Raw genomic sequence first — 25,755 nt, 5'->3', positions numbered from 1 at the left:
TGAACACGACATCGCTCCCCGCACGGCCGCAGCGCGAGGCGGTACGGTGGGGCGTGAAGGATGCGGCTACGCGGTCCGAGGAGGGAGCCACCGATGATTCTGCTCCGTCGCCTGCTTGGTGACGTGCTGCGTCGGCAGCGCCAGCGCCAAGGCCGTACTCTGCGCGAAGTCTCCTCGTCCGCCCGAGTCTCGCTCGGCTATCTCTCCGAGGTGGAGCGGGGGCAGAAGGAGGCATCTTCCGAGCTGCTCTCCGCCATTTGCGACGCGCTTGACGTACGGATGTCCGAGCTCATGCGTGAAGTGAGCGATGAGCTGTCGCTGGCTGAGCTGGCCGAGTCGGCAGCAGCCAGCGATCCGGTGCCAGTGCCGGTACGCCCGATGCTCAATTCCGTCTCCGTGACGTCGGTGGCAGGTGTGCCGACGGGAAGGGTGACGATCAAGGCACCCGCGGAAGCGGTGGATGTCGTCGCCGCCTGACCCGCGCGGTCCGGTGCGAACCAGAGCCCCGGTCGGCCCCTTCGCGGGGGTGGCCGGGGCTCTGGTGTGTGCGGACGCTGCCACCAGGGACTCGCCCGCCGGTCAGGGATGCGTGCGCCGGTCAACGAAGCGTGTCTTCTCAGGACGCCCTTCGCCCGAAGCGCCGCTTCAGCTCATCCACGTCGTAGAAGTAGCTGCCCTTCGGCACCGGGACGCAGCCTGGCTTGAACGCGGTCTGCTTCGTGGTCGATGCAGTCGCGGTACGGCCGACAGAGATGGACGGTGCGTGATGGCAGCGTGACGTGCGGCGTGCATCGGGACAGCCCGGAGCGGCCCGGCGTTCGTTCACTTCGGGGACCCGGAGGCCGTACCGGAGGTTCTGGATGCGGCTCCGGTGGTCCCGGGCGAGACTGCAGAGAGGAACACCACGGTCACCGAGATCGCGCAGTGCCTGAGCGGTATCGGTTCCGGGGTGCTGTTCCATGCGCAGCTCGGGCCGTTAACCCGCGGCAACACGACTGGACGAGCCAGTCGGAGAGCGCGTAACGGTGTCCGCCCCGGACATGCGCGCCGGTACTGCGCCGGTGCGCCCTCCCGCTGGGCGATCGGGCCGGACTAGGTTCGGCCGGAGGAGGCAGCCATGGTACGGAGATGGGTGCCCGCGCTCGTTCTCGGCGGGGTGTGGTGGTGGGCCGTGCTCCGGCTGGTCCTTCAGCCGGAACATGCCGGGCTGGTCGAGGGCGCGGTGGCGGCGGGCGGATGGGGGCTCAGCCTCCTGCCCGTTCATGTGGCCGCGAGCGTCCGGCCCACGGGAACGATCAGGGCCCGTGTGGAGACGATCGGTGCTGCCGCGGGGGCGAGGTGCGTGGCCGGGGTGCGCGGTGTCGCGACGGCATGGCGTACTACCAGGGCATGGCGACGCCGCCGTTCGGACGGAGAATCTGACCCGTCATGAAGGTCGAAGCATCGGATGCGAGATGCAGGACCGTGTGGGCGACGTCCTCGGGCTCACCCACTCGGCCGAGTGGGGATATCCGTACCATCGCGCCCTCGGCCCGGTGCTGCTGCTCTGCGTCGTGGCGGGCGGTCATCGGCGTACGGATCCAGCCGGGAGCGACGGCATTGACGCGGATGCCCTGAGGACCCAGCTCGGTCGCCAGGGTCCTGGTCAGCTGGACGACGGCTGCCTTGGCCGCGCTGTAGCAGAGAAGGCCCGGACCTGAGGCGTCGACCGCGCCCGAGGCCATGGTGATCAGCGAGCCCGGCGCGCCGCGCGCGATCATGCTGCGGGCGACCTCCTGGCAGGCGTACAGAACCCCCTTGAAATTGACGGCCATGACGCGGTCGAGGTCCTCGTCAGCCGTCTCCAGAACGTTGCTCCTATGCATGATTCCGGCGACGGCGGCCAGGATGCCGAGCTCACCTGCTGCGGCGACCGCGCTCCTGAGTCGACTGCGGTCGGTGACGTCGAGGGGATGGGTGTGGGCTTCGCCACCCGCGGCAGTGATCATCTCCCGGGTCTCCAAGAGGCCTTTCTCGTCGAGGTCCGCGCAGTGGACGGTGGCTCCCGCCTCCGCGAGCAGGACGGCGCAGGCTCGGCCGATGCCGCCGGCCGCTCCGGTGACGAACGCGGATCGGCCGGTGAGGTCGTACGCGGTGAGAGGCATGTCCGGACCGTACGACCGGATCTGACGATGCGTCAACTATGGTGTGGGGCCTGACTGGCAACGGGGGCACCAGTAGGCGGGACGGTTGTCCTGCTCCGTCGCGCGGATGGGAGTGCCGCAGCGCAGACACGGGCGGTGTGTCCTGCCGTAGACCCAGAGACGCTCACGGGGGCCGTAGCCGTTGGGCTGGGCTCGGGTGGTCGTGCGGACCGTGCGGTTGCGGTTGGCTTCGAGGAGCTGCTTGGCCGTGGTGACCAGACGGGCCGCGGTGGAGGCGGGCAGCTCACCGACGGGGAGCCAGGGGGTGGCGCGTGCGAGGAAGCAGAGCTCGGCCTTGTAGATGTTGCCGATGCCGGCCAGGTTGCGCTGGTCGAGGAGGGCTTCGCCGAGGGGGCGGCCGGGGTCGGCCAGCAGGTTGCGCAGGGCGGTGTCGGGGTCCCAGCCGGGGCCCAGCAGATCGGGCCCGAGGTGACCGACGGTCTTCTCCTCGTCGGCTGTGCGGAGGAGTTCGAGAACGGGGAGCCGGTAGCCGACCGCGGTGTGGTGGGCGGTGGAGAGGACCGCGCGGATCTGGTGGCCCGGGCCGCCGCGCCAGCGCTCGCGCGGAGCGTAGAGGCGCCAGGCGCCGTCCATCCCCAGATGGCTGTGCAGGGTGAGGCCACCCTCGATCCGGGTGAGGAGATGCTTGCCGCGCGGGGTGACGTCGAGAACGATCCGGCCCGTGAGGTCCGCGGTGGCGAAGCGAGGGACGCGCAGGTCGGAGTGGGTGAGGGCCTGACCGGCCAGCGCGCTGTGCAGACGCTCGGCGGTCTGCAGGACGGTATCTCCTTCGGGCATACCTCCATGATGCGCGGTGCGGGGTGGGCATGCGGGCGGGAATCGGGGGTGAGTGCGGCGCTGTGCGGGCCGAGGTGTGGTGAGGGGTCACGCGCGCAGTCGGAGGCCTCTTGGAGTGGCGTGGAATCCGGCCGTCTCCAGCGTGCGGCCCAGCGGCGAGGTCAGGGACGAGGCGCCGTTGGTGCGCTCCACCGTGACCGTGCCGAGTGCCCCCGAGCGCGCCGCACCGGCCAGCGCCTCGGCTGCCGCCCGGAGCGCGGGGTCCTCCGGGTCGGTCGGCCAAGCGAGCAGCGTCTTGCCGCCGCGCTCCATGTACAACGTCAGTTCGCCGTCGACCAGGACGACCAGGGCACCTGCCTTGCGCCCCGGTCTGTGTCCGGCGCCGTCCGGCGGTTCGGGCCAGGACAGGGCCGCGCCGTACGCATTGGCCGGGTCGGCGGCCGCGAGAACCAGGGCGCGGGGCGCCGAGCCCGGTTCCGTACGGTCGCGGGCGGTGGAGATCGCACGGAGCCGGTCGACCGCACCGTCCATCGCGAACTGGGCCGCCCCCAGCCCCTCGACGACATAGCCGCGGCGGGCCTGCCCGTTGTCCTCGAAGGCGGCAAGGATGCGATACGTCGCGGCAAAGCCGCCCTCGACGCCTTCGGCCTGGACCGCGCCGCGGGTCACCACACCGTGCCGGTCGAGGAGGGTGCGGGCCAGGGCGTGGGCGCGGTGCGTGGGATCGGGCCCGGTTCCGGGGAGCAGGGACCAGCGTCCCGAGACGGTGGGCGGACCGGTGCGCGATGCGGGGCGGGCCGTGGCGGTGAGCGAGCCGTAACGGCCGCGCGGGACGCTGCGCTTGGCGCGGTGGGCCGTTGATCCCGCCGTGCGTCCGGAGCCGAGGAGCGAGCGCAGCGGGGCCAGCGTGTCGTTGGTCAGCCGGCCGGACCAGGTCAGGTCCCAGAGAGCGTCGGCGAGTTGCGGATCGGTGCAGTCCGGGTGGGTGGTGGCGCGTACCTGATCGGCGATCTGCCGGAAGAACAGCCCGTATCCGCCGGTCAGTGCGGTGAGGACGGATTCGTGCAGCGCGCTGAGTTCGAGAGGGTGCGGGGGTGGGAGGAGCAGGGGCGCGCTGTCGGCGAGATAGAGGGACAGCCAGCCGTCCTTGCCGGGAAGGGCACCCGCACCGGCCCAGATCACCTCGCCGGTGGTGGTGAGTTCGTCGAGCAGGGCCGGGGCGTATCCCGTGACGCGTCCCGGCAGGATCAGCTTCTCCAGCGCCGACGCGGGGACGGGAGCGCCCTGCAACTGCTCGATGGCGCGGGCCAGTCCGTCGATTCCTCGCAGGCTGTTGTTCCCGAGATGCTGCCACTGCGGAAGGAAGCCGGCGAGCGCGGCGGGCGGGACCGGCTCCAGCTCCTGGCGCAGGGCGGCGAGCGAGCGGCGGCGGAGCCGGCGCAGCACCGTGGCGTCACACCACTCCTGGCCGATGCCGGCGGGGTGGAACTCGCCCTGCACAATCCGGCCGGAGGCGGCAAGCCGCTGCAGCGCGCCGTCCGTGACGGCGGTGCCGAGACCGAAGCGGGCAGCCGCCTGGGTGGAGGTGAACGGGCCGTGCGTGCGGGCGTAGCGGGCGAGGAGATCGCCGAGCGGGTCCTTCACCGGCTCGGTGAACGCCTCCGGGACGCCGACCGGGAGGGCCGTGCCCAGCGCGTCCCGCAGCCGGCCGGCGTCCTCGATCGCCGCCCAGTGGTCGGCTCCGCCGATCCGGACCCGGATGGCCCGGCGGGCCGAGGCGAGTTCCGCGGCCCAGGGCTGCTCGGCGCCGCGCTCGGCCAACTCGGCCTCGGTGAGCGGGCCGAGGACGCGCAGCAGATCGGCGACGCCTTCGATGTCCTTGATCCGGCGGTCCTCGGTGAGCCACTGGAGCTCCTGCTGCAGCTCGCCCAGCACCTCGGCGTCGAGCAGCTCGCGCAGTTCCGCCTGGCCGAGAAGCTCGGCGAGGAGATGGGAGTCCAGCGAGAGCGCGGCCGCCCGCCGCTCGGCCAGCGGCGAGTCGCCCTCGTACAGGAACTGTGCGACGTAGCCGAAGAGGAGCGAGCGGGCGAAGGGCGAGGGCTCCTGGGTGGTCACCTCGACCAGGCGGACGCGGCGCGCTTCGAGGTCGCCCATCAGTTCCACGAGTCCGGGGACGTCGAAGACGTCCTGAAGGCATTCGCGGACCGCTTCGAGAACGATCGGGAAGGAGCCGAACTCGGAGGCCACCTGGAGGAGCTGGGCGGCACGCTGGCGCTGCTGCCAGAGCGGGGTGCGCTTGCCGGGGCTGCGACGGGGCAGCAGCAGGGCGCGCGCCGCGCACTCGCGGAAGCGGGAGGCGAACAGGGCCGATCCGCCGACCTGGTCGGTGACGATCTGATTGATCTCGCCCTGGTCGAAGGCGACATCGGCGGCGCCGACCGGGGGCTGGTCGCTGTCGTATGCCGCGGCCAACGGGGCAGCCGGTTCCCGGACAGATTCCTCGGACGGATCGAAATCCAGGAGGTCCAGGCCCATCATGTCGGCGTCGGGGAGCCGCAGCACGATGCCGTCGTCGGCATGCATCACCTGGGCATCCATGCCGTACCGCTCGGCGAGGCGCGCACTCAGAGCCAGCGCCCAAGGGGCGTGGACCTGCGCGCCGAAGGGGGAGTGCACGACGACCCGCCAGTCGCCCAGCTCGTCGCGGAAGCGCTCGACGAGGATGGTCCGGTCATCGGGGACATGGCCGCAGGCGGCGCGCTGCTCGTCGATGTACGACAGGACGTTGTCGGCGGCCCAGGTGTCGAGACCGGCGGCGAGCAGCCGCGACCTGGAGTCCTCGGGCGACAGTCCGCCGATCTCGCGGAGGAAAGCGCCCAGCGCGCGACCGAGCTCCAGCGGGCGGCCCAGCTGGTCGCCCTTCCAGAACGGCAGCCGCCCCGGAACGCCCGGGGCGGGCGACACCAGGACCCGGTCACGGGTGATGTCCTCGATCCGCCAGGAGGTGGTGCCCAGGGTGAAGACATCGCCGACCCGGGACTCGTACACCATCTCCTCGTCCAGCTCGCCGACCCGGCCGCCGCCCTTCTTGGGGTCGGCCCCGGCGAGGAAGACCCCGAAGAGCCCGCGGTCGGGGATCGTGCCGCCGGAGGTGACGGCGAGCCGCTGGGCGCCGGGGCGGCCCGTGACCGTACCGGCGACGCGGTCCCACACCACGCGCGGACGCAGCTCGGCGAAGGCATCGGACGGATAGCGGCCCGCCAGCATGTCCAGCACGGCCGTGAACGCCGATTCCGGGAGCGAGGCGAAGGGGGCCGCGCGGCGGGTCACGGCCAGCAGGTCGTCCACCTGCCAGGTGTCCAGGGCGACCATGGCGACCAGCTGCTGGGCCAGCACGTCCAGCGGGTTCGACGGGATCCGGAGCGCCTCGATCGAGCCGGTGCGCATCCGCTCGGTGACCACCGCCGCCTGCACCAGATCCCCCCGGTACTTCGGGAACACCACTCCGGTGGAGACCGCTCCGACCTGGTGGCCGGCACGGCCGACCCGCTGCAGCCCGGAGGCGACCGACGGCGGCGACTCCACCTGGACCACCAGGTCGACCGCACCCATGTCGATGCCCAGCTCCAGGCTGGAGGTGGCGACCACGGCGGGCAGCCGGCCCGCCTTGAGGTCCTCCTCGACCTGGGCGCGCTGCTCCTTGGAGACCGAACCGTGGTGGGCACGGGCGAGCAGCGCGGGGGCGCCCTTCGCCGCCCCGGACTCGGCCATGATCTCGGCGGGGGAGTGGGCCTCCGGCATCGTCTCGCCGGTGACCCGCTCGTACGCGATCTCGTTGAGCCGGTTGCACAACCGCTCCGCGAGACGGCGGGAGTTGGCGAAGACGATGGTTGAGCGGTGTGCCTGGACGAGATCGGCGATCCGCTCCTCGACATGCGGCCAGATCGACGGCTTGTCCGCCTGGCCCGCCTGGTCCGGGTCCGTGGCAGGGGAACCGCCGAGCTCGCCAAGATCCTCCACCGGTACGACCACCGACAGATCGAACTGTTTGGTGGACGGCGGCTGGACGATCTCCACCTTGCGCTGCGGGGAGAGGAACCGCGCCACCTCGTCGACCGGACGGACCGTCGCCGACAGACCGATCCGCCGCGCGGGACGCGGCAGCAGCTCGTCGAGGCGCTCCAGCGACACAGCGAGATGGGCGCCCCGCTTCGTACCGGCGACGGCGTGCACCTCGTCCAGAATCACCGTCTCGATCCCCGACAGGGCCTCGCGCGCCGACGACGTCAGCATCAGGAACAGCGACTCGGGGGTGGTGATCAGGATGTCCGGCGGGCGGGTCGCCATGGAGCGGCGCTCGGAGGGCGGGGTGTCGCCCGACCGGATGCCCACCCGCACGTCGGGCTCGGGCAGGCCGAGGCGCACCGATTCCTGGCGGATGCCGGTCAGCGGCGAGCGGAGGTTGCGTTCCACATCGACCGCGAGGGCCTTGAGCGGCGACACGTACAGCACGCGGCAGCGCTTCTTCGCCTCGGCGGGCGGCGGAACGGCTGCCAGCCGGTCCAGCGCGGCGAGAAACGCGGCGAGCGTCTTGCCCGATCCGGTGGGCGCGACGACCAGCACGTCCGAGCCCTCGCCGATCGCCCGCCAGGCGCCTTCCTGCGCGGACGTCGGCGCGCTGAAGGCACCCGCGAACCAGCTGCGGGTGGCGGGGGAGAACGCATCGAGAGCAGAGCCGGCCATGTCCCCCATCGTGCACCCGACCACTGACAACGGACTGAGGCCGGAGGGTGACGAGGGTCGGTACCGGAGGGTGGGGACGGCCGGTACCGGACGCTGACCACGGCCCGTACCTGCGAGAATTCCGGGTATGGCGGCACGATCGGTCCTGGGGACGGCCCCGGATTCGGCTTCGGTTGCGGGGGAGTGGGCGAGGTACTGGCAGTACGCGGAACTGCCCGACCTCGATCTTCTGCGCGCCCGGTACGTCCGCCACACCTTCCCGCGCCACAGCCACGAGGGCTATGTCTTCGGCACCATCACCCGGGGCATCGAGGACGTCGGGCTGCCCGGCGGCACCGTGCACGCGGGTCCCGGCGCCGTCGTCATGATCAATCCGGAGGTGCCGCACACCGCCCGGGCCGGGGCCCCCGAAGGCTGGGTGTACGCCACGCTGTACCCGTCCGCGCAGGTGATCAACGACATCGCGGCCGATACGACGCGGCTGCGCGGCACGGTCGGCTTCGCCGAGACCAGCGTCCTGGACCCGGAGGCGGCCCGGCTCATCGGCGAGGTGCACCGGGCGGCCGAGGAGGGCAATGCGCTCGCCGCCGACAGCATGCTGCGGATCATGGTCGCGCGGCTGCTCAGCCGCCACGGCAGCGCGCTGCCCGCCCGTGCTCCCCGGTCGGCCGGCGCCCGGGACGCGGAGCGGGCGCGTGCGGTGCTGGAGAGTCGTATGGCCGAGCCGCCGACACTGGAGACGTTGGCCGCCGAGCTCGGCACCAGCCCCTTCGCCCTGCTGCGTGCGTTCAAGAAGCAGTACGGGATGCCGCCGCACACCTGGCTCACCGATGCCCGGGTGCGGCGCGCGCGGCGGATGCTCGATGCGGGCATCGCGCCGGCGGACGCGGCGGCAGAGGTCGGCTTCACCGATCAGCCGCACCTCAACCGTCATTTCACCCGGATCGTGGGGGTGCCGCCCGGCGCCTACCAGCGCGAACGCGCAAGAACGTACAAGACCGGTCCTGGTTCGTCCGCGTAGCGTTCCGGACGTGCCAGAACAGACAGCATCCTCAGAGAGACTCGGCGAGACATCCGAGACCGCCGACGGCGTCACCGCCGACGGCATTGCCGCCGTCGGCGAGGCGAAGCCGGACGCGGCCGTCATCCGCGACGCGCTCGGCGTCGGTATCGCGGTGGGCCTGTCCGGCTTCGCCTTCGGTGTCACCTCGGCGGGCTCCGGCCTGAGCCTGCTACAGACCTGCGCGCTCAGCCTCCTCGTCTTCACCGGCGCCTCGCAGTTCGCGCTGGTGGGCGCCCTTGCCGCAGGCGGAAACCCGTACACCGCCGCCGCCGGTGCGTTCTTTCTCGGCGTACGCAACGCCTTCTACGGTCTGCGGCTGTCACAGCTGCTCGCTCTCCCGCGCGCCGTGCGACCGCTCGCCGCCCACTGGGTCATCGACGAGACGACCGCGGTGACGCTGCCGCAACCCACCCGGCGAGCCGCACGGATCGGCTTCACCGTCACCGGGCTCACCCTGTACGTGTTGTGGAATCTGACCACACTGCTGGGGGCGCTGGGCGCCGAGGCGCTAGGCGACACCGACACCTGGGGACTGGACGCGGCAAGCCCCGCCGTCTTCCTCGCCCTGCTCGCTCCGATGCTGAAGAGCACCACGGAGCGCATCACGGCCGCTCTCGCCGTCCTGCTCGTCCTGGGGGCGCTGCCCATGCTGCCCGCAGGCGTACCCGTGCTGCTCGCCGCGCTCGCCGCACCTGCCGTCCTCTTCCTGATGGGGCGCAGGAAGGCGTCCGCCACTGAGAGACCGGCCAAGGACGCGACCACGGCGGAGGACGCCCGATGAACGTATGGATAGCGATCGCTCTCACCGCCGTCGGCTGCTACCTCGCGAAGCTGCTGGGACTGCTGGTCCCCGCAGGGGCACTGGAACGCCCGCTCGTGCAGCGTCTTGCCGCGCTCCTGCCGGTGGCGCTCCTGGCGGCCCTCACGGCGCAGCAGACCTTCGGGAACGGACAGCAGCTGGTGCTCGACGCCCGGGGTGCGGGGCTCGCTGCCGCCGCACTCGCCCTGGTGCTGCGCGCACCCTTCCTGGTGGTCGTGGGAGCTGCCGTCGTCGTCACGGCCGGGGTGCGCGCGCTCGGATAGACAACCTGGCCGGGCAGACAGTGTGCTCGGACAGGCAACGTGCAAGGGGCTCGGCCCACTGAGTCCCTTGCGCCGTCCGTCGTCGGCGCTGTCTCGGTGCACGATCGACCACCCGGTCGTGACCAGCGGCGACAGGGACGCCGGCCGGCACCTGGGCGAAGGCCGGGGCGCCCAGCAGCACACCGGGCTCGGCCGACCCGGGCCTGTCGTGTCGAGGCGAGGGGTGCCGCCGTGCCATGGCAGCGGTCCCGGAGGCGTCCCGCACGGCCCTGGAGATCCTGCGGGCGGCGGCGCGGGTGCGCGGGCTGCCGTCCGGACCCAGCTGCCCGGACGACGTACTCCTCGAATCCCGTCCGTCGCGCCCCGGTCCCCGCAGCCACTGTGGCGCTGCCCTGCTGTTGCACAGCTCCACCTCCCTCGGGGCCCGACGGCGCGTCCGCCGCATGACGACGGTGTCGGAAGGGACCGCGCCACCCGGTCTCAGCCGACGCTGCGGCCGTGGGCCCGCAGCGTCAGCAGCGCCTTCAGCGTCACCAGGGGGCGGCCCTCCAGGGCGGTGCCCGGTGCCCACTGCCGCCAGTTCACCGGCCAGCCGCCGTCCGCCTGCTGCTCCGCCGCCAGATGGTCGAGCGAGCGTTCCAGCTCTTCGTCGGTGAACCAATTGCGGGCGAGCGATTCGGGAGTACGGGCGTAGTCGTACGGGAAATGCTGCTCGCCCGGCGCGTAGCCCGCCGCCACCGGGTACTCCGCACGTCGCTCCGGATCCAGTACGGCCAGCCGCTGTTCCCGTACCAGCCGCCCGAGGCGGTCCGCCGCGGCCTCCGCCCGTGCCCGGTCCGGAGCACCGTCGAGGAAGGCGACCGCGGCTTCGATCTCGTACGGATGCGACTTCTCCAGCGCGTCGACCGCCGCCCAGCAGAAGTCCGTGGCCCGGAACAGCCAGGCGTGCCACACCGCGTTGCGGTGCAGCAGTCCGACTACGGGGCCGGTGGCCAGCAACTGGGCCGCAGGGTCGTCGACGATCGGGATGAACGGCGCGGCCGGATAGCCGCGCTGCGAGGGGAGGAGCGCGGGCAGCGCCCCCTCCTTGGCCGACACAGCGGTCAGGAAGCGGCAGATCCGCTCCACCCGCAGGCCGCTGCAGCGCCCGATGGAGTCCAGGACATTGAGCGCATGGGCGGTGTGCAGCGGCTGGCTGACGGGGCCCCGCAGATCCGGTTCGAGTGCGTGACCGTATCCGCCGTCCTCATTGAGATATGCGGCGAGCGCGGTCTCCACCGCGTCCGCGCTCCCGCCCAGGAAGTGATGGGCGAACCGCCGCTGTTCGAGGACGCGGGCCGTGAGCCAGATGAACTGCTCGGCACGCTTGAGGGGGCTTGCTCCTGTTCCGGCCATGGACCGACCGTAGGCCGGTAAGCGCTCTCGACGAGGCGTAGCGGCCCGGCTGCACTCTCAGCGGCGGGATACTGAAGTCATGCGGTTGACGATTTTCTGGGAACGGATGGCGGACCACTTCGGTGCGGGGTACGCCGACTCCTTTGCGCGCGATCATGTGATGGCCGAGCTCGGCGGGCGTACGGTGCACCAGGCGCTGGCCGACGGCTGGGAAGCGAAGGACGTCTGGCGCGGTGTCTGCACGGCGGTCGGCATTCCCGCCGACAAACGCTGACGCCGTACCCGCCCATCGCTGGACCTCGGCTGTTCCCGGGGTGGGCGGCCGGCTGCCACAGCCGTAGGCGAGACTGGATGCGTGGCACCGACAGACGAGACAGCCCAGACCCAGCCGCCCCTGACCCCGCCCGCCCCGCCGGCCGCGCCACCGACGGCCCCGCCTTCCGGCAGTGGGTCGGCCCGAATGCCCGCGTGGCTGCCGCGAGCCATGGTTCTCGCCCTGGCGCTCTACGCCTGCTTCCGGCTCGGCAGTTGGGCGTTCGACCAGCTCATCGGGCTTTTGATCAATATCCTGATCGCCTTCTTCCTGGCGCTCGCGATAGAGCCTGCGGTGAGCCGGATGTCGGCGCGCGGTATGCGCCGCGGTCTGGCCACCTTCCTGGTCTTCCTCGTGGTGCTGGTCGCCGGCGCCGGGTTCGTCGTGCTGCTCGGCTCGATGCTCGCGGGCCAGATCGTCGACATGGTCGATGAGTTCCCCAAATACCTCGACTCGGTGATCAACTGGATCAACCAGAATTTCCGCACCGATCTCTCCCGGGTCGAGGTTCAGGACAGCCTGCTGCACTCCGACTGGCTGCAGAAGTACGTCCAGAACAGCGCGACAGGTGTGCTCGACGTCTCGACCACCGTGCTCGGCGGGCTCTTCCGGCTGCTGACGATCTTCCTGTTCTCGTTCTACTTCGCGGCCGACGGTCCCCGGCTGCGCCGCGCCCTGTGCTCCGTGCTGCCGCCCACCCGGCAGGCCGAAGTGCTGAGGGCCTGGGAGATCGCGGTCGACAAGACCGGCGGTTATCTCTACTCGCGCGGACTGATGGCGCTCATCTCCGGGATCGCGCACTACATCCTGCTGGTGATCCTCGGTGTGCCGTACGCCCCGGCGCTCGCGGTCTGGGTCGGTCTCGTCTCGCAGTTCATTCCCACGATCGGTACGTATCTGGCAGGCGCCCTGCCGATGCTGATCGCGTTCACCGTCGACCCCTGGTACGCCCTGTGGGTGCTCGGATTCGTCGTGATCTACCAGCAGTTCGAGAACTATGTGTTGCAGCCCAAGCTCACCTCGAAGACCGTGGACATCCATCCGGCGGTCGCCTTCGGCTCGGTCATCGCCGGTACGGCTCTGATGGGCGCCGTGGGCGCGCTCATCGCGATCCCGGCCGTCGCCACGCTGCAGGCGTTCCTCGGCGCCTATGTGAAGCGCTACGACGTGACGGACGACCCACGGGTGCACGGCCGGCATCTGTGGCGGCGCGGGGAGTCGGTGCTCTCACTGCGGCGCGTGACGACCAGGGCTCCGGGGAACGACGGTGACGCGGATGCCGAGCGGCCGAACGTCCCGGGTCCGCGGGCCTGAATCGGGAACCGGACGGCAGGTGGTCCGGCAGGTTGTGTGGCGCGTGCGGTGCGGGAGCGCGTGGGTTGCGGGGGCGTTCGGGTGCGGTCCGCGGGTGGGCTCGGCGATAGCCCGCCACGTCGGCCGGCAGGCCCGCGTCCTGGACGTCGGGGACGTACCTCCAGGCGTCGGGGCGACCGGCCGTCGAGGGCGGTGAAGCCGTAGACCTGCGCCAACTGTCCGCTGGACAACGACTGTCCGTTCCAGCGTGCGACCTCCGGGTCCTGCGCGAGCGCGGCCACGGCCCGGCCGACGAATGCGGGACTCTCGGAGATGGCGAAATGCGGCGCGCAGGCGATCGCGTCGCGCCGGTTCGCCTCGGTGACGCCGTAGGCATCGAGCATGGCCTCGGAGCGCAGCCGGCCGGGCGTGAGTGACACGGCGGTCGCACCGTGCGGCTTCAGTTCCTGCGCCAGGGCGAACGCCATCCGGTTCACCGATGCCTTGGCCAGGCCGTAGAAGAAGGAGACCCGGTAGGTGGCGGCGTCGTACTCGCCGGTTCCGTCGGTCACCTCGACGACCAGCCCCCTGGTTGCTCGATGAGGAGCGGAAGCGCGTAGTGGCTGGTGATGGCGTGGGTGTCGACGGCAAGGCGCAGGGTGTGCAGGCCGGTGTCCAGGGAGGACTCCCAGACCGATTTGCCCCACTCGATCTCCGTTCCCCAGCTGTCGTTCACGAGAACGTGCAGGCAGCCGTGGTCCCGCCGGATGCACGCCACGAGTGCGCAGACCTCCGAGGGACCGAGATGGTCCACCCGCACCGGGATCCCGTGGCCGCCCGCCTCGTCCACGAGAGCCGCGGTCTCGTCGATGGTCTCCGGACGGTTCATCTCCGACCGTTGGGTCCCGGTCGTCCGCCCCGTCACGTAGACAGTCGCTCCGACCGCTCCCGGCTGAACGGCGATGCCTCGGCCCGCACCGCGCGTGGCGTCGGCGACCAGGGCCACTCTTTCTGCCGGTGATGTCCCCATGTGGCCGGAATCTGGCATGAGGTCGACCACGTCTCCTTGACTCCCTGAATGCGTGATGCTAGGGCGCTACTCTGGGGGCGGGCCGGTCCGGCGCGGTGCGCTTGACACTGAAATCGAACATCCATTCTCATGGGATTCCGGCCGGGTTTTCCCGGGCCCGACCGTGGAGTTGTCCACAGGCCGGGAGGACGTCGAGGCCCATTGTCAGTGGCAGGGGTTAGCGTCTTTGACGTGAAGCGATCGACTCAAGCAAATCGGGTGGAACCCATGGCAGGAACCGACCGCGAGAAGGCGCTGGACGCCGCACTCGCACAGATTGAACGGCAATTCGGCAAGGGCGCGGTGATGCGCCTCGGTGAGCGGCCGAACGAGCCCATCGAGGTGATCCCCACCGGGTCGACCGCACTCGACGTCGCCCTCGGCGTCGGCGGACTGCCGCGCGGCCGTGTGGTGGAGGTCTACGGGCCGGAGTCCTCCGGCAAGACGACGCTGACGCTGCACGCCGTGGCGAATGCGCAGCGGCTCGGCGGCTCGGTGGCCTTCATCGACGCGGAGCACGCCCTCGACCCCGAGTACGCGAAGAAGCTCGGCGTCGACATCGACAACCTCATCCTGTCCCAGCCGGACAACGGTGAGCAGGCGCTCGAGATCGTGGACATGCTGGTCCGCTCGGGCGCTCTCGACCTGATCGTCATCGACTCCGTCGCGGCGCTCGTGCCGCGCGCGGAGATCGAGGGTGAGATGGGTGACTCGCACGTGGGTCTGCAGGCCCGTCTGATGAGCCAGGCGCTCCGCAAGATCACCAGCGCGCTCAACCAGTCCAAGACCACCGCGATCTTCATCAACCAGCTCCGCGAGAAGATCGGTGTGATGTTCGGCTCCCCGGAGACCACGACCGGTGGCCGGGCGCTGAAGTTCTACGCATCGGTGCGCCTCGACATCCGCCGCATCGAGACGCTGAAGGACGGCACCGACGCGGTCGGCAACCGCACCCGCGTCAAGGTCGTCAAGAACAAGGTCGCTCCGCCGTTCAAGCAGGCCGAGTTCGACATCCTCTACGGCCAGGGCATCAGCCGCGAGGGCGGTCTGATCGACATGGGCGTGGAGCACGGCTTCGTGCGCAAGGCGGGCGCCTGGTACACGTACGAGGGCGACCAGCTCGGCCAGGGCAAGGAGAACGCCCGTAACTTCCTCAAGGACAACCCCGACCTCGCCAATGAGATCGAGAAGAAGATTCTCGAAAAGCTGGGCATCGGCGTCAGGCCGGAAGCGGCTCTGAGCGCCGAGCCCGGTGCGGACGCGGCGGGCGGCGCTGCGGCTCCGGCCGACGGCGCGAAGTCGGTGCCCGCTCCGGCCGGCAAGGCCAAGCCGGCCAAGGCTGCGGCGGCCAAGAGCTAGACCGTGACGCGTCGTACGGAGTGGCTGGACAGCGCCGTCGGCGTCGGTCTCGGCCCAGGAGCCGCCGGGCGCACGGACGATTCCGCGTCCGAGTCCGCATGCGGACCGGAGGCCGGTTACGGCACCGGCTCGAGCGGCGGATTCGGCGAGGGCGCGGGCCGTCGTGCCCGCTCCCGCTCCAGGAACAGCGGCTCCCCTTCCTCGTCGAGGGCCGAGAAGGGGGAGCCGCGAGACCCGGTCGAGCAGGCGCGCAATATCTGTCTGCGGCTCCTCACCGGGACTCCGCGCACCCGCAAGCAGCTTGCGGATGCGTTGCGTAAGCGGGAGATCCCGGACGAGGCAGCCGAAGAGGTGCTGTCGCGTTTCGAGGACGTCGGACTGATCGACGACGCGGCGTTCGCGGACGCCTGGGTGGAGTCCCGGCACCACGGCAGGGGGCTGGCCCGCCGGGCTCTCGTCCGGGAGCTGCGCACCAAGGGGGTGGACTCGACGGTGATCGATGAGGCCGTCGGGCAGCTCGACTCCGAGCAGGAGGAGGAGACGGCCCGCGAGCTCGTCGCGCGCAAACTCCGCTCCACTCGCGGACTGGACCGCGACAAGCGGCTGCGCCGCCTTGCGGGCATGCTCGCGCGCAAGGGGTACGGGGAGGGGATGGCTCTGCGCGTGGTGCGCCAGGCACTCGAAGCAGAGGGCGAGGACACGGAAGGCCTGGACGAGCCGTTCTGACGGCGTCCCTATCGGTATGTGCGGGGATGTGCGCACAGGCGGCGTGCACGCAGCGGATGTACACGGCGCGGGCGTTGCACGCAGGGGGCATGCACAGTGACGGTGTGCACGCTGACGTTGCTGCGGGTCGGGGGAGGCGCGGCGGTCACTGTCCGGCATGTGAGGCGCGGCGGATGGTGGCGTCGAGCAGGGCCACAGCATCCGCCGCGGTGCGGCCGGGGTGTCGGTTCCAGGGGCCGATCAGGTCGGTCCAGCCCTGCGAGCGAAGCTCGGCGACGATCCAGGCGCCGGCCCGGTCCACGGTGTCGAGGGAGCCGTAGCCCAGGCGGTGTGCGGTGAGAAGGGCGCCGCAGACGCACCGGGCGCCGCGGGCGTTCCGCAGCCGGTACGGGGTGTTCTGCCAGCCCCACTCGGTCAGGATCTGCCGTGCGTAGGCGAGGTGGGTGGAGGGCCGCAGTTCGGGCTGCCCGATGCGGCGCCAGCTGTGGAACCGATCGGGGAGGATCGCACCGACGCGCCCGGGGAGGGGGCGCTCGCGCGGGGCGGCCGGGGGCACGGAGCGGACCGATTCGGCGATCAGCTGATCGACGGGCACGGACAGCAGATCGCGCCAGTCGGCCGGATGCCGGTCCGCCGGGTGCTGCACGGAGTCGGATGAGGCGGAACGTACCGGTTCGGGGATGGTGATGTCCCAGCCCGTGACGATCTGCTGCCAGGCGTCCGTGTCATGGAGGCGGGCGGCCTGACGGTCGAGCTGGTCGGGCGTGAGGGCGGCGGTCGGCATCTGTGTGGCATCTCCGTCATATCGGTCCCTTGTATGAGGTGAATGTCTGCCTTGTAGTGAATGTGCTCCACCGGGGTGGGCCATTCGGGTGCGTGTCGGGTCGGATCCCGATCGGCTCCGGAGCGGTTCCGAGGGGAGTCAGGACAGCGACTGCCGGGGGAAAACCCCCGTACGAAGACGCCGACGCGCTCCAGTGCCCAGGTATCTGTGCACAGAGCAGTGTGTGACGCATGGCAGAGAAGTCCGGTGGCACCGACATCACAGAGCTGGCCGCTCTCGGAGCGCTCGCACAGCCGAGGCGGCAGCACATCCTTCAGCACCTCACCCTGCACGGCCCCGCGACGTCCGCGATCCTTGCCCGCGCCCTCGGGCTGAACACCGGGGCCACCAGCTACCACCTGCGTGAACTGGCCAGGTACGGCTTCGTGGAGGACATCCCGGCCGAGGAGCCGGACGGGCGTCGGGCGAGGTGGTGGCGGGCCGTTCCCGGCGACCGACGCTTCCCGCCCCGGTCCCGCCAGAGCCCCGAGGTGCGGCTCGCCATGGACGAACTGAACCGCCACGCATACGCCGCCGACCTCGCTCTCTTCGAGCAGCTTCAGCGCGACGGCGGCGAACGGGGCGAGTGGGCCGACGCGTTCCCGTACTCGCGCGGCGCCATCCGGCTCACGCTCCCCGAGCTCCGCGCGTTCTTCGAGGAGTACATCGCGCTCATGAACCGCTACAAGCGGTCCGACGCCGACACTCCGCCGGGCGCCCGCACGGTCCACACCCGGCTGCTCGCCTTCCCGGCCCCGCCCCTTGCGGCCGACAACGACACGAGAGAGACGGACGCATCATGATGCTGCGCTACGCCCTGCAGACGATCCGAGACCGCAAAGGCGGGTTCGTCGGCGCCCTGTTGGCTCTGATGTGCGCCGCTGCCCTTGTCACCGCCTGCGGCACGCTCCTGGAGACCGGCCTGCGCGGACGGATCGAGACCGAGCGCTATGCCGCAGCTCCGCTCATCGTCTCCGCCGACCAGAATGTGCACCGGACCACCGTCAAGCACAAGGGCAACGGGAAGACGAAGGTCAAGCACAAGGCGAAACCCGTCGCTGAGCGCGCCTGGCTCCCCGCAGCCACCGCGGACCGGATCCGGAACGTGGACGGTGTACGCGAGGTGGTCCCCGAACTCACCTTCCTCGCCGTGCCCGTTGCCCAGTCCACCGGTAAGCCCGCCACATCCTCCAGGCCCTCGTACGGACACTCCTGGGCCTCCGCCTCCCTCACTCCCTTCGCTCTCACCGCAGGCCGTCCCCCCGTCTCCGCCGACGACGTGGTGATCGACCGGAGTCTCGCCGAGCGGACCGGCCTGAAGCCCGGAGACCGGCTCACCGTGCAGTCCACCGGCGTTCCCCGCCCGTACCGCATCAGCGGTGTCGCGGCCCCGGCCCACCGCGGCGACCTCCGGCAGCAGACGTCCCTTTTCTTCTCCGGTGCCGAGGCCGCCCGCCTCTCCGCCCGTCCCGGCCAGGTCACCGCCCTCGGTGTGTTGCCCGCGCCGGGCACGGACCTCCACCGGCTGAAGCGGCACGTGGAGCAGGCGCTCGGGAGCACCACCGCGCGGGTCTCCACAGGAGATGGCCGCGGCCCCGTCGAGTTCCTGGATGCCGCGGGCGCCAGGATCAAACTCGTTTCCATGGGCGGTGCGATGGGTGGCACCTCACTCCTCGTCGCGATCCTCGTGGTCGTCGGCACCTTTGCGCTCTCCATCCAGCAGCGCCACCGAGAACTGGCCCTGCTGCGTGCCATTGCCGCCACACCGCGCCAGGTCCGCCGTCTTCTCGGGCGTGAGGCGCTGGTCGTCGGGGCCGTGGCCGGCGTGCTGGGCTCGCTCGCCGGACTGCCGCTCGCCGGCTGGCTCCACAGTCGATTCATCGACAGGGGTGCGATCCCACCGTCGCTGGAACGCACCGCGGGCATCTTCCCGGTCCTCGCCGCCCTCGCCGTCACCCTCCTCGGCGCCTGGGCAGCCGCCAGGATCTCCGGTCGCAGGATCGCCCGTATCCGCCCTGCCGAGGCCATGGCCGAGTCCACGGTCGAGCGCGAGCGGCCGGCCGCGGTCCGGATCGCCGCAGGTCTGGTGCTGCTCGCGGGCGGCGGAGCGCTCGTCGCCGTACTCGGCAGCCTGCGTACCGAGGCGGCCTCGACCCCCGTCACCTTCCTGGCCGTCGTGGTACTGGCCACGGCCGTGTCGCTGCTCGGACCGCTTCTCGTCAAGGCGGCGGCGGCACTGCTCGCGGGCCCGCTCCGGCCTGCCGGTTCCGGGGGCACGCTGGCCACCGCGAACATCCGTGGAAACTCCACCCGGATGGCCGCCGTCGTCACCCCGCTCACTCTTCTCATCGCGATGACCTGCACGGTTCTCTTCGTCCAGCCGACCCTCGGTGACGCCGCCCGCACCCAGGCCCGCGAAGGAACCCGCGCCACGTGGGTCCTCTCCTCCCAGGGGCCCGGAGTCCCGTCCGCCGCCGCCGAGACCGTGCGCAGGACGCAGGGCGTGACGGCCGTCACCGAGGTCGTACGGACCACGGTCAGGGTCGGCCTCGAGAAGTTCACGGCTCAGGGCGTCACCCAGGCCGGCCTAGCCCACACCTGGGACCCCGAGGTGACCAGCGGCTCGCTCGCCGGTTTCGCCGCCCGTCCCGGCACCGCCGCGATCAGTGAACTCGCCGCCGAACAGCTGGGGCTGCACGCCGGCAGCGAGCTGAAAGCGCACCTCGGCGACGGCACACCCACCACCCTCACCGTCGCCGCGGTCTACACCCGCGGCCTCGGTTTCGGCGATCTGACCCTGCCCCACGATCTGGTCGCCCGTCACATGGACAACCCCCTCGCCGCCACGGTCCTGGTCGCCGGAGACAGCGACCGCAGTCGGCTCGCCGCCGCACTGCAGAAGTTCCCCGGCATCGCCGTGCTCGCCCCTGCCACCGCCGACCGGCTCCACGCGGACCGGCAGCAGCAGAACGCAGAGGTCAACTATCTGGCCATGGGCCTGGTCCTCGCCTTCACCGCGATCGCGGTCGTCAACACGCTCGCCATGTCGGTGTCCGAGCGGATCCGGGAGTTCGCCATGCTCCGGCTGGCCGGTGCCACTCGACGCCAGGTTCTGCGGATGCTCCGTATCGAAGCCCTGTCGGTTCTGCTGATCGCCGCCGTCCTCGGCACCGGCATCGCCCTCGCCGTGCTGACCGCCTTCAGCATCGGCATGACCGGCAGTGCGGCGCCCACCGTCCTGCCGTCGGTGTACGCGTCCGTGGTGGGCGCAGCCGCACTGCTGGCACTCGTCGCCACGGCGCTGCCCGGCCGGCTGGCACTCAAGGTCAGCCCGGTGGAGGTGGCGACGTCCAGGCAGTGACACCGCCGGCCGGTGGCGGGCGGAACAGCGCAGAGCGCAGCGCGGCCGGGCCCGCCACCGGTCAGGCGCCGACCGGCAGGCCCGCCGCCCGCCAGGCCTGGAACCCGCCGATCAGATCCGTCGCCCGGTGCAGCCCCAACTGCCTCAGGGACGCGACCGCGAGACTCGACGCGTACCCCTCGTTGCAGACCACCACCACCCGCAGATCGTGGCTGACCGCCTCCGGCGCGCGATGGCTGCCCTGTGGGTCGAGCCGCCACTCCAGCTCGTTGCGCTCGACGACCAGCGCCCCCGGAATCAGCCCGTCCCGCTCGCGCAGCGCCGCGTAGCGGATGTCCACCAGCAGGGCGCCGTCCGCCGCGGCGGCGATCGCCTCGTGCGGGCCGATGCGGTCGTACCCGGCCCGGACCCGCTCCAGCAGTTCGTCGATTCCCACCCGCTCCGCACCGTTGGTGCGCCTGTCGCTCACTGCCAGTCCTCCGGGCGTTCGATGTGCTCGAGACGGAGTAGCGCACCGGTGCGGCTGTAGCGCCGGATCTGGGGCAGTGGCGGGTAGTACGCATGGACCGAGACAGCGTGCTCGGTGCCGGATTCGTTCAGCACCTCGTGCACATGGTGCTGCCCGAACGCCCTGCCGCGGCCGGCCGCCAACTGCCGGGTCCGGTCGACACCTTCGGCCAGTTCGAGGGTCTTCCAGCCGTCGGCGGGCAGTCTGACCGCGAGCGAATGCTCCTTGAGCGTGCCGGCTGCGGTGGTGAAGGCGCCGATCGAGTCGGCGTGGTCGTGCCAGCCGGTGCCGGTGCGCGGCGGCCAGCCGATCAGCCACGCCTCGCTGCCGCCGGGTCCGTCGAGCCGGACCCAGGTGCGGCCCTCGGGATCAAGGGGGAGCGAGGCGATCAGACCTGCGTCCGCCGCCGTACGACGGACGAAGTCGAGCAGTTCCGCAGCCGTGGGACCGGCACCGGAGTCCGGGCCGGCAGAAGGCGTGCGTACAGAAGGTGGGGGATAGGCAGACACAGGGACCGTCCTGAGAGTTCGCGAGTGATGCCCGGCGTGCGACAGAGCGCGCGCCGCGGCAGGGAGAGGCGATTCAGCAGGACGGACGACACACGCAGCCCGAATAGCGGACGAGGTCCATATAGACCCTCCGCCACATGCGCACATCGGTGTCGGTCACATTTCGGAGTACACCACGTGCCGCCTGTGGGGGTCAATTGATGTCTGCGGTCCGGTCGGAGCGTGCGGAGGCACGTGGGGCACCGCCGCGCGCAGCGTCCGCCGCCGCGAAGAGTTCCGCGGGCCGGACCCCGCCGAACGATGCCACCAGATGTCCGTCCGGCCTGATCAGCAGCACGGTATGGGCGGGGGCGCCCGGGTAGGCCTCGGTCACCAGCAGCTCCCCCCTCACCGGCAGGGCGTCGACCGACTCGACGAGCCGGGGCATCACCCCCGCGGTCAACCAGTGGCGCCGGTCCCACACCCCGGTCCCAGGGGCGACCAGCACGACCAGCAGACGGCCCCGCCCCAGCCGCTCGCGCAGCCGTACGGTCGTGCCGTCGGGCGCCGTCACCCGTACATCGTCGACCGGCGCGCCCGGGGGCGTACCCACAGATGTGTGCGCCTCCGCGTGCGCAGGCGCAAGGGGGGAGTACGAGTATGAGGGGGGCGCACCCAGTGGGCCGCACCCCAAATGACCGTCGGCCAGCAGTGAATCGTGCCCCCGTGCGCTCCCTGGGACGATGGTCCGCAGTCCTCCGCCGCCGCGCAGTATCGGCAGCGACTGGTCCGCCGCGCGCAGCCGGGAGGCGACCGCGGCCCGGCGCTCCGCCTGGTAACTGTCGAGCAGCACGTCGGAGGCGCCGTGATGCCAGGCCTGTGCCAGCTTCCAGGCCAGGTTCTCGGCGTCCCGCAGCCCTTCGTCGAGCCCCTGCGTACCGAGTGCACCGAGCAGATGGGCGGCGTCCCCGGCAAGGAACGCCCGCTGGACCCGCCATCGCCGGGCCAGCCGGTGATGCAGCGTGTGCACGCCCGTGTCCAGCAGTTCGTACGGCGGGGTCTCGCCGCCGCACCAGCCCGCGAGAGTGTCCCGCACCCGGGTGATCAGGGCGTCGGGGGTGACGAGCTCGCCGCGTGGCGGGAGCAGCCAGTCCAGCCGCCACGCACCGTCCGGCAGCGGGCGCGCGGTGACCTCGGCGCCCCCGGTGCGCCACGGTGGCAGCCGGTGCAGCACGGCCTCGCCGGGCCAGGGCAGATCGGTGCGCAGCGCGGCGACGGCGTGCCGCTCCACCGCTGTGCGCCCCGGGAACCTGATGTCCAGGAGCTTGCGGACGGTGGATCTGGCGCCGTCGCAGCCGACCAGGTAACTCCCGCGCCACCAGGTTGAATCGGGTTCCCTGGTGTGCACCGTGACCCCGGCCGGATCCTGCTCAAGGGTGTCGATCCGGCTGAGCGGCGCCATGTGCACCAGCTCCTGCCCGGCGACCGCGGCCCGCAGCCCGCGCATCAGGGCGTGCTGGGGCAGATGGAGCGGGGCCGGGAGCGGATCACCGTGCGGGGAGTCCTCGCCGAGGCGCAGTTCGCGTACCAGCTGCTTGCGGCGCATGGAGCGCCAGCCCGTCCAGCGGGCGCCCTCGTCCCGGAGCGCCTTGCACCCGAGCCGCTCCACCAGGGCCGCAGTGTCCTCGCGCAGCACCACCGTCCGGGCGGGACGGGTCTCGTCCCTCCCCGGATCCTCGTCGAGGACGACGGAGGGAACGCCCTGCGCGGCGAGTGCGAGCGACAGCGTCAGGCCGACGGGCCCGGCGCCGACGACGATCACCGGGTCCACGGCGCGACTCCCTGGGCCCGTGCGGTCGGAGGAGTGGAAGCGGAAGCGGGGGCTCGGTCGGCGATCACAGAACGTATGCAACCCACTGCCGGTGCTTGCGTCAAGTGACACCCGAGCACGGCGAGGGGCGCCGGTGCATGCACCGGCGCCCCTGCGCAGAGATTACCGACGAACCGTCAGACAGCGCTTCCGTCACCGATTTTGAGCGCCGGCGCACCGATGGTCTCAAGCCCGCCGCCAGGTGCGGAACCGACCGCGGCGCCCGTGCTCTTCTTCCCGCGCCGCAGCCGGCCTTCCAGCCAGCTCGCGAACGAGGTGAGCGCGAAGTTCACCACGACGTAGAGAAGGGCGACGATCGTGAAGCACGCAATGGTGTTCGCACCGTAGTTCGCGCTCATCGGGCGGATCGAGGCCAGCAGCTCGGGGAAGGTCATCATGGCGCCACCGAGTGCGGTGTCCTTCACGATGACGACCAGCTGGCTGACGATCGCCGGCAGCATGGCCGTCACCGCCTGCGGCAGCAGCACGAACACCATGATCTGGCCCTTGCGCATGCCGATCGCCTTGGCCGCGTCCGTCTGGCCCTGCGGAAGGGAGTGGATGCCGGCGCGCACGATCTCGGCGAGCACCGAGGCGTTGTAGAGGACCAGGCCCGTGACCACGGCGTACAGCGGCCGCGAGTCGCTGCTGATGTTCGTGTACTCGGAGTACACCGCATTCGCGGTGATCATCAGGATCAGCACCGGGATGGCGCGGAAGAACTCCACCACCGCACCGGCCGGCATCCGCACCCATCGATGGTCGGAGAGTCGGCCGATGCCGAACAGGGCGCCGAGCGGCAGTGCGATGATCAGCGCGAAGAACGCCGCCTTGAGCGTGTTCTGGAGGCCCGGCCAGATGTACGTCGCCCAGGGCTGAGAGCTGGTGAAGAAGGGCTTCCACTTGATCCAGTCGAGCTGGTGCTTCTCGGCGAGGCCGAGGTACACCCACCACACCACCGCCGCGGCGCACAGCACGAACAGCACCGTGTACAGGATGTTGCGCTGCTTGGCGCGCGGTCCCTGGGCGTCGTAGAGGACGGAAGTCATCGCTTCACCGCCACCTTCTTGCTCACCCAGCCGAGGATCAGGCCGGTCGGGAGGGTCAGAACGATGAAGCCGAGCGCGAAGACCGCGGCGATCAGGATCAGCTGGGCCTCGGCCTCGATCATGCCCTTCATCAGGTACGAGGCTTCGGCGACTCCGATCGCGGAGGCGACCGTGGTGTTCTTCGTCAGCGCGATCAGCACATTGGACAGCGGGTTGACGACCGCGCGGAACGCCTGCGGGAGGACGATCAGCCGCAGCACCTGGGTGAAGCTCAGACCGAGGGCACGTGCCGCCTCGGCCTGGCCGACCGGGACGGTGTTGATGCCGGAGCGCAGTGCCTCGCACACGAAGGCGGAGGTGTAGGCGATCAGGGCGAGCACCGCGAGCCGGAAGTTGATGTCCTTGGAACCGCTGGCGCCGAGGGTGATGCTCAGGGTTTGGTAGAGGCCCAACGACGAGCACACGATGATCACGGTCAGCGGAATGTTCCGGACCACGTTCACATAGGCGGTGGCGAAGCCGCGCATCAGGGGGACCGGGCTGACCTTCATGCCGGTCAGCAGCGTTCCCCATATGAGGGAGCCGAGAGCGGAGTAGACGGTGAGCTGCACCGTCACCCAGAAGGCCCCCAACAGGTCGTAACCTTCAAGAAAGTCGAACACGATCTCCCGCGCTTCCGCGTGTAGGAGGGCATGGCGCGCCGCCGTTCAGGGACGGCGCGCCCGGTCAGCCCTGCTTCACTTGACGATGTTGCCGATCTTCGGGGCGGGCTCGTTCTTGTAGTTCGCCGGACCGAAGTTGGCCTTCACGGCCTCGTCCCAGGAACCGTCCGAGACCATCTTGGTGAGCGCGTCGTTGATCTTCTTCTTGAGGTCGGCGTCGCCCTTCTTCAGGCCGATGCCGTAGTTCTCGTTGCTCATTCCGAAGCCGGCCAGCTTGAACTTGCCCTGGAAGTCCTTCTGCGAGGCGAAACCGGCCAGGATGGAGTCGTCGGTGGTCAGCGCGTCGACGACCTTGTTCTCCAGGCCGGTCAGGCACTCCGAGTATCCGCCGAACTCCTGGAGGTCGGCCTTCGGGGCCAGCTTGTCCTTGACGTTCTGCGCCGAGGTCGAGCCGGTGACCGAACACAGCTTCTTCTTGTTCAGGTCCTCCGGCGACTTGATCGAGTCGTCGTCGGCACGGACCAGGATGTCCTGGTGCGCCAGCAGGTACGGGCCCGCGAAGTCGACCTTCTGCAGACGCTCGTCGTTGATCGAGTAGGAGGCGGCGATGAACTTGACGTCCCCGCGCTCGATCGCCGTCTCGCGGTCGGCGCTCTTGGTCTCCTTGAAGGTGATGTCCTTGGCGTCGTAACCGAGTTCCTTGGCGATGTACGTGGCGACATCGACGTCGAAACCGGTGTACTTGCCGTCGGGCGTCTTCAGACCGATACCGGGCTGGTCGATCTTGATGCCGATGGTGATCTTCTTGCTGCCGCCGGCCGAGTCGCCGCCCTTGTCGTCGGAGGAGCCACAGGCGGTGGCGGTGAGGGCGAGCGCGAGCACGGCGGCCGATGCGGCGGTGACCTTACGAAGCTGCATGGTGAACTTCCCTAGAGTTGACGCGATGTGAGTGAACAGCTGATCCGGAAA

23 protein-coding genes and 1 pseudogene are annotated in these 25,755 nt (G+C 70.8%); 11 read left to right on the top strand and 13 right to left on the bottom strand.

Annotation, left to right across the window (positions count from 1 at the left end):
* Positions 1 to 93 precede the first annotated feature (93 nt).
* Positions 94 to 477, top strand: a complete 384-nt coding sequence (locus OG395_RS19025) for a helix-turn-helix domain-containing protein (protein WP_018105285.1) — start codon at positions 94 to 96, stop codon at positions 475 to 477.
* 640 nt (positions 478 to 1,117) lie between these two features.
* Positions 1,118 to 1,432, top strand: a complete 315-nt coding sequence (locus tag OG395_RS19020) for a hypothetical protein (RefSeq protein ID WP_327244039.1) — start codon at positions 1,118 to 1,120, stop codon at positions 1,430 to 1,432.
* Here the strand turns inward: OG395_RS19020 and OG395_RS19015 are convergent.
* From OG395_RS19015 to OG395_RS19005, 3 genes are all read right to left on the bottom strand, one after another.
* Positions 1,380 to 2,144: an SDR family NAD(P)-dependent oxidoreductase gene (locus tag OG395_RS19015; protein ID WP_327244038.1), complete on the bottom strand. Its 765-nt coding sequence runs from the start codon at positions 2,142 to 2,144 to the stop codon at positions 1,380 to 1,382. The two genes, OG395_RS19020 and OG395_RS19015, sit on opposite strands and share 53 nt — an antisense overlap.
* 36 nt (positions 2,145 to 2,180) lie before the next feature.
* Positions 2,181 to 2,981 carry a DNA-formamidopyrimidine glycosylase family protein gene (locus OG395_RS19010; protein ID WP_327244037.1) on the bottom strand — a complete coding sequence of 267 codons (801 nt, stop codon included), beginning with the start codon at positions 2,979 to 2,981 and terminating at the stop codon, positions 2,181 to 2,183.
* Between the two features lie 87 nt (positions 2,982 to 3,068).
* Positions 3,069 to 7,724 (bottom strand): DEAD/DEAH box helicase, encoded by a 4,656-nt coding sequence (locus tag OG395_RS19005; RefSeq protein WP_327244036.1) that lies wholly within the window; start codon positions 7,722 to 7,724, stop codon positions 3,069 to 3,071.
* Positions 7,725 to 7,851: 127 nt separating this feature from the next.
* On the opposite strand from OG395_RS19005, the gene OG395_RS19000 reads away from it, so the two are divergent.
* The 3 genes from OG395_RS19000 to OG395_RS18990 are packed head-to-tail and all read left to right on the top strand — an operon-like array spanning position 7,852 to position 9,870.
* Entirely contained in the window at positions 7,852 to 8,745 is an 894-nt protein-coding gene (locus OG395_RS19000) for an AraC family transcriptional regulator (protein WP_327244035.1), read from the top strand.
* 10 nt (positions 8,746 to 8,755) lie between these two features.
* Positions 8,756 to 9,568, top strand: a complete 813-nt coding sequence (locus tag OG395_RS18995) for an AzlC family ABC transporter permease (protein ID WP_442818575.1) — start codon at positions 8,756 to 8,758, stop codon at positions 9,566 to 9,568.
* A complete protein-coding gene (locus tag OG395_RS18990) occupies positions 9,565 to 9,870 on the top strand; it encodes an AzlD domain-containing protein (protein WP_266980829.1) in 306 nt (101 codons plus the stop codon). The genes OG395_RS18995 and OG395_RS18990 overlap by 4 nt, the downstream gene beginning before the upstream one ends.
* Before the next feature lie 480 nt (positions 9,871 to 10,350).
* Here OG395_RS18990 and OG395_RS18985 read toward each other — a convergent pair whose 3' ends face one another.
* The gene (locus tag OG395_RS18985) at positions 10,351 to 11,265 is read right to left on the bottom strand and encodes a hypothetical protein (RefSeq protein WP_327244034.1); all 915 of its coding nucleotides are present in this window, start codon (positions 11,263 to 11,265) and stop codon (positions 10,351 to 10,353) included.
* Positions 11,266 to 11,344: 79 nt separating this feature from the next.
* Between OG395_RS18985 and OG395_RS18980 the strand changes: the two genes are divergently transcribed.
* Positions 11,345 to 11,539, top strand: coding sequence for a DUF3046 domain-containing protein (locus OG395_RS18980; RefSeq protein WP_266980825.1), 195 nt, complete (start codon positions 11,345 to 11,347; stop codon positions 11,537 to 11,539).
* Positions 11,540 to 11,725: 186 nt separating this feature from the next.
* Positions 11,726 to 12,892, top strand: a complete 1,167-nt coding sequence (locus tag OG395_RS18975; protein ID WP_327249381.1) for an AI-2E family transporter — start codon at positions 11,726 to 11,728, stop codon at positions 12,890 to 12,892.
* Between the two features lie 103 nt (positions 12,893 to 12,995).
* On the opposite strand, the pseudogene OG395_RS18970 reads toward OG395_RS18975, so the two are convergent.
* A pseudogene (locus tag OG395_RS18970) lies at positions 12,996 to 13,901 on the bottom strand (SDR family oxidoreductase); the annotation flags it as partial.
* A gap of 267 nt (positions 13,902 to 14,168) precedes the next feature.
* Here OG395_RS18970 and recA point away from each other — a divergent pair.
* Together recA and recX are read left to right on the top strand one after the other, a co-directional pair.
* A complete protein-coding gene (gene recA / locus OG395_RS18965; RefSeq protein ID WP_327244033.1) occupies positions 14,169 to 15,299 on the top strand; it encodes a recombinase RecA in 1,131 nt (376 codons plus the stop codon).
* Between the two features lie 3 nt (positions 15,300 to 15,302).
* Positions 15,303 to 16,025 (top strand): recombination regulator RecX, encoded by a 723-nt coding sequence (gene recX, locus OG395_RS18960; RefSeq protein ID WP_327244032.1) that lies wholly within the window; start codon positions 15,303 to 15,305, stop codon positions 16,023 to 16,025.
* 145 nt (positions 16,026 to 16,170) lie between these two features.
* Here the strand turns inward: recX and OG395_RS18955 are convergent, their stop codons facing one another.
* Positions 16,171 to 16,809 (bottom strand): DUF6197 family protein, encoded by a 639-nt coding sequence (locus tag OG395_RS18955; RefSeq protein ID WP_327244031.1) that lies wholly within the window; start codon positions 16,807 to 16,809, stop codon positions 16,171 to 16,173.
* A 230-nt stretch (positions 16,810 to 17,039) separates the two neighbouring features.
* Between OG395_RS18955 and OG395_RS18950 the strand changes: the two genes are divergently transcribed.
* Together OG395_RS18950 and OG395_RS18945 are read left to right on the top strand one after the other, a co-directional pair.
* Positions 17,040 to 17,651: an ArsR/SmtB family transcription factor gene (locus OG395_RS18950; protein ID WP_327244030.1), complete on the top strand. Its 612-nt coding sequence runs from the start codon at positions 17,040 to 17,042 to the stop codon at positions 17,649 to 17,651.
* Complete coding sequence (locus tag OG395_RS18945; protein ID WP_327244029.1) at positions 17,648 to 20,209, top strand: FtsX-like permease family protein; 2,562 nt, start codon at positions 17,648 to 17,650, stop codon at positions 20,207 to 20,209. Before OG395_RS18950 ends, OG395_RS18945 begins: the two co-directional genes overlap by 4 nt.
* Positions 20,210 to 20,270: 61 nt before the next feature.
* Here OG395_RS18945 and OG395_RS18940 read toward each other — a convergent pair whose 3' ends face one another.
* The 7 genes from OG395_RS18940 to OG395_RS18910 form a co-directional block, all read right to left on the bottom strand.
* Positions 20,271 to 20,678, bottom strand: a complete 408-nt coding sequence (locus tag OG395_RS18940) for a rhodanese-like domain-containing protein (protein WP_327244028.1) — start codon at positions 20,676 to 20,678, stop codon at positions 20,271 to 20,273.
* Entirely contained in the window at positions 20,675 to 21,226 is a 552-nt protein-coding gene (locus tag OG395_RS18935; RefSeq protein ID WP_327244027.1) for a cysteine dioxygenase, read from the bottom strand. The genes OG395_RS18940 and OG395_RS18935 overlap by 4 nt, the downstream gene beginning before the upstream one ends.
* A 73-nt stretch (positions 21,227 to 21,299) precedes the next feature.
* Positions 21,300 to 21,371 (bottom strand): putative leader peptide, encoded by a 72-nt coding sequence (locus OG395_RS18930; protein ID WP_327249380.1) that lies wholly within the window; start codon positions 21,369 to 21,371, stop codon positions 21,300 to 21,302.
* A gap of 48 nt (positions 21,372 to 21,419) precedes the next feature.
* Positions 21,420 to 23,036 carry an FAD-dependent monooxygenase gene (locus OG395_RS18925; RefSeq protein ID WP_327244026.1) on the bottom strand — a complete coding sequence of 539 codons (1,617 nt, stop codon included), beginning with the start codon at positions 23,034 to 23,036 and terminating at the stop codon, positions 21,420 to 21,422.
* A 176-nt stretch (positions 23,037 to 23,212) separates the two neighbouring features.
* Entirely contained in the window at positions 23,213 to 24,124 is a 912-nt protein-coding gene (locus OG395_RS18920) for an amino acid ABC transporter permease (RefSeq protein WP_327244025.1), read from the bottom strand.
* Positions 24,121 to 24,786, bottom strand: a complete 666-nt coding sequence (locus OG395_RS18915; protein WP_327244024.1) for an amino acid ABC transporter permease — start codon at positions 24,784 to 24,786, stop codon at positions 24,121 to 24,123. The genes OG395_RS18920 and OG395_RS18915 overlap by 4 nt, the downstream gene beginning before the upstream one ends.
* A gap of 75 nt (positions 24,787 to 24,861) precedes the next feature.
* The gene (locus tag OG395_RS18910) at positions 24,862 to 25,704 is read right to left on the bottom strand and encodes a glutamate ABC transporter substrate-binding protein (RefSeq protein WP_327244023.1); all 843 of its coding nucleotides are present in this window, start codon (positions 25,702 to 25,704) and stop codon (positions 24,862 to 24,864) included.
* Positions 25,705 to 25,755: the final 51 nt, after the last annotated feature.

Origin of the sequence: Streptomyces sp. NBC_01320 (genome assembly GCF_035974375.1) — a bacterium.
Classification (GTDB): Bacteria; Actinomycetota; Actinomycetes; order Streptomycetales; family Streptomycetaceae; genus Streptomyces; species Streptomyces yanii.
Note: the sequence above shows the minus strand (reverse complement) of the source record. Positions and strands in the feature narration are given on the sequence as shown.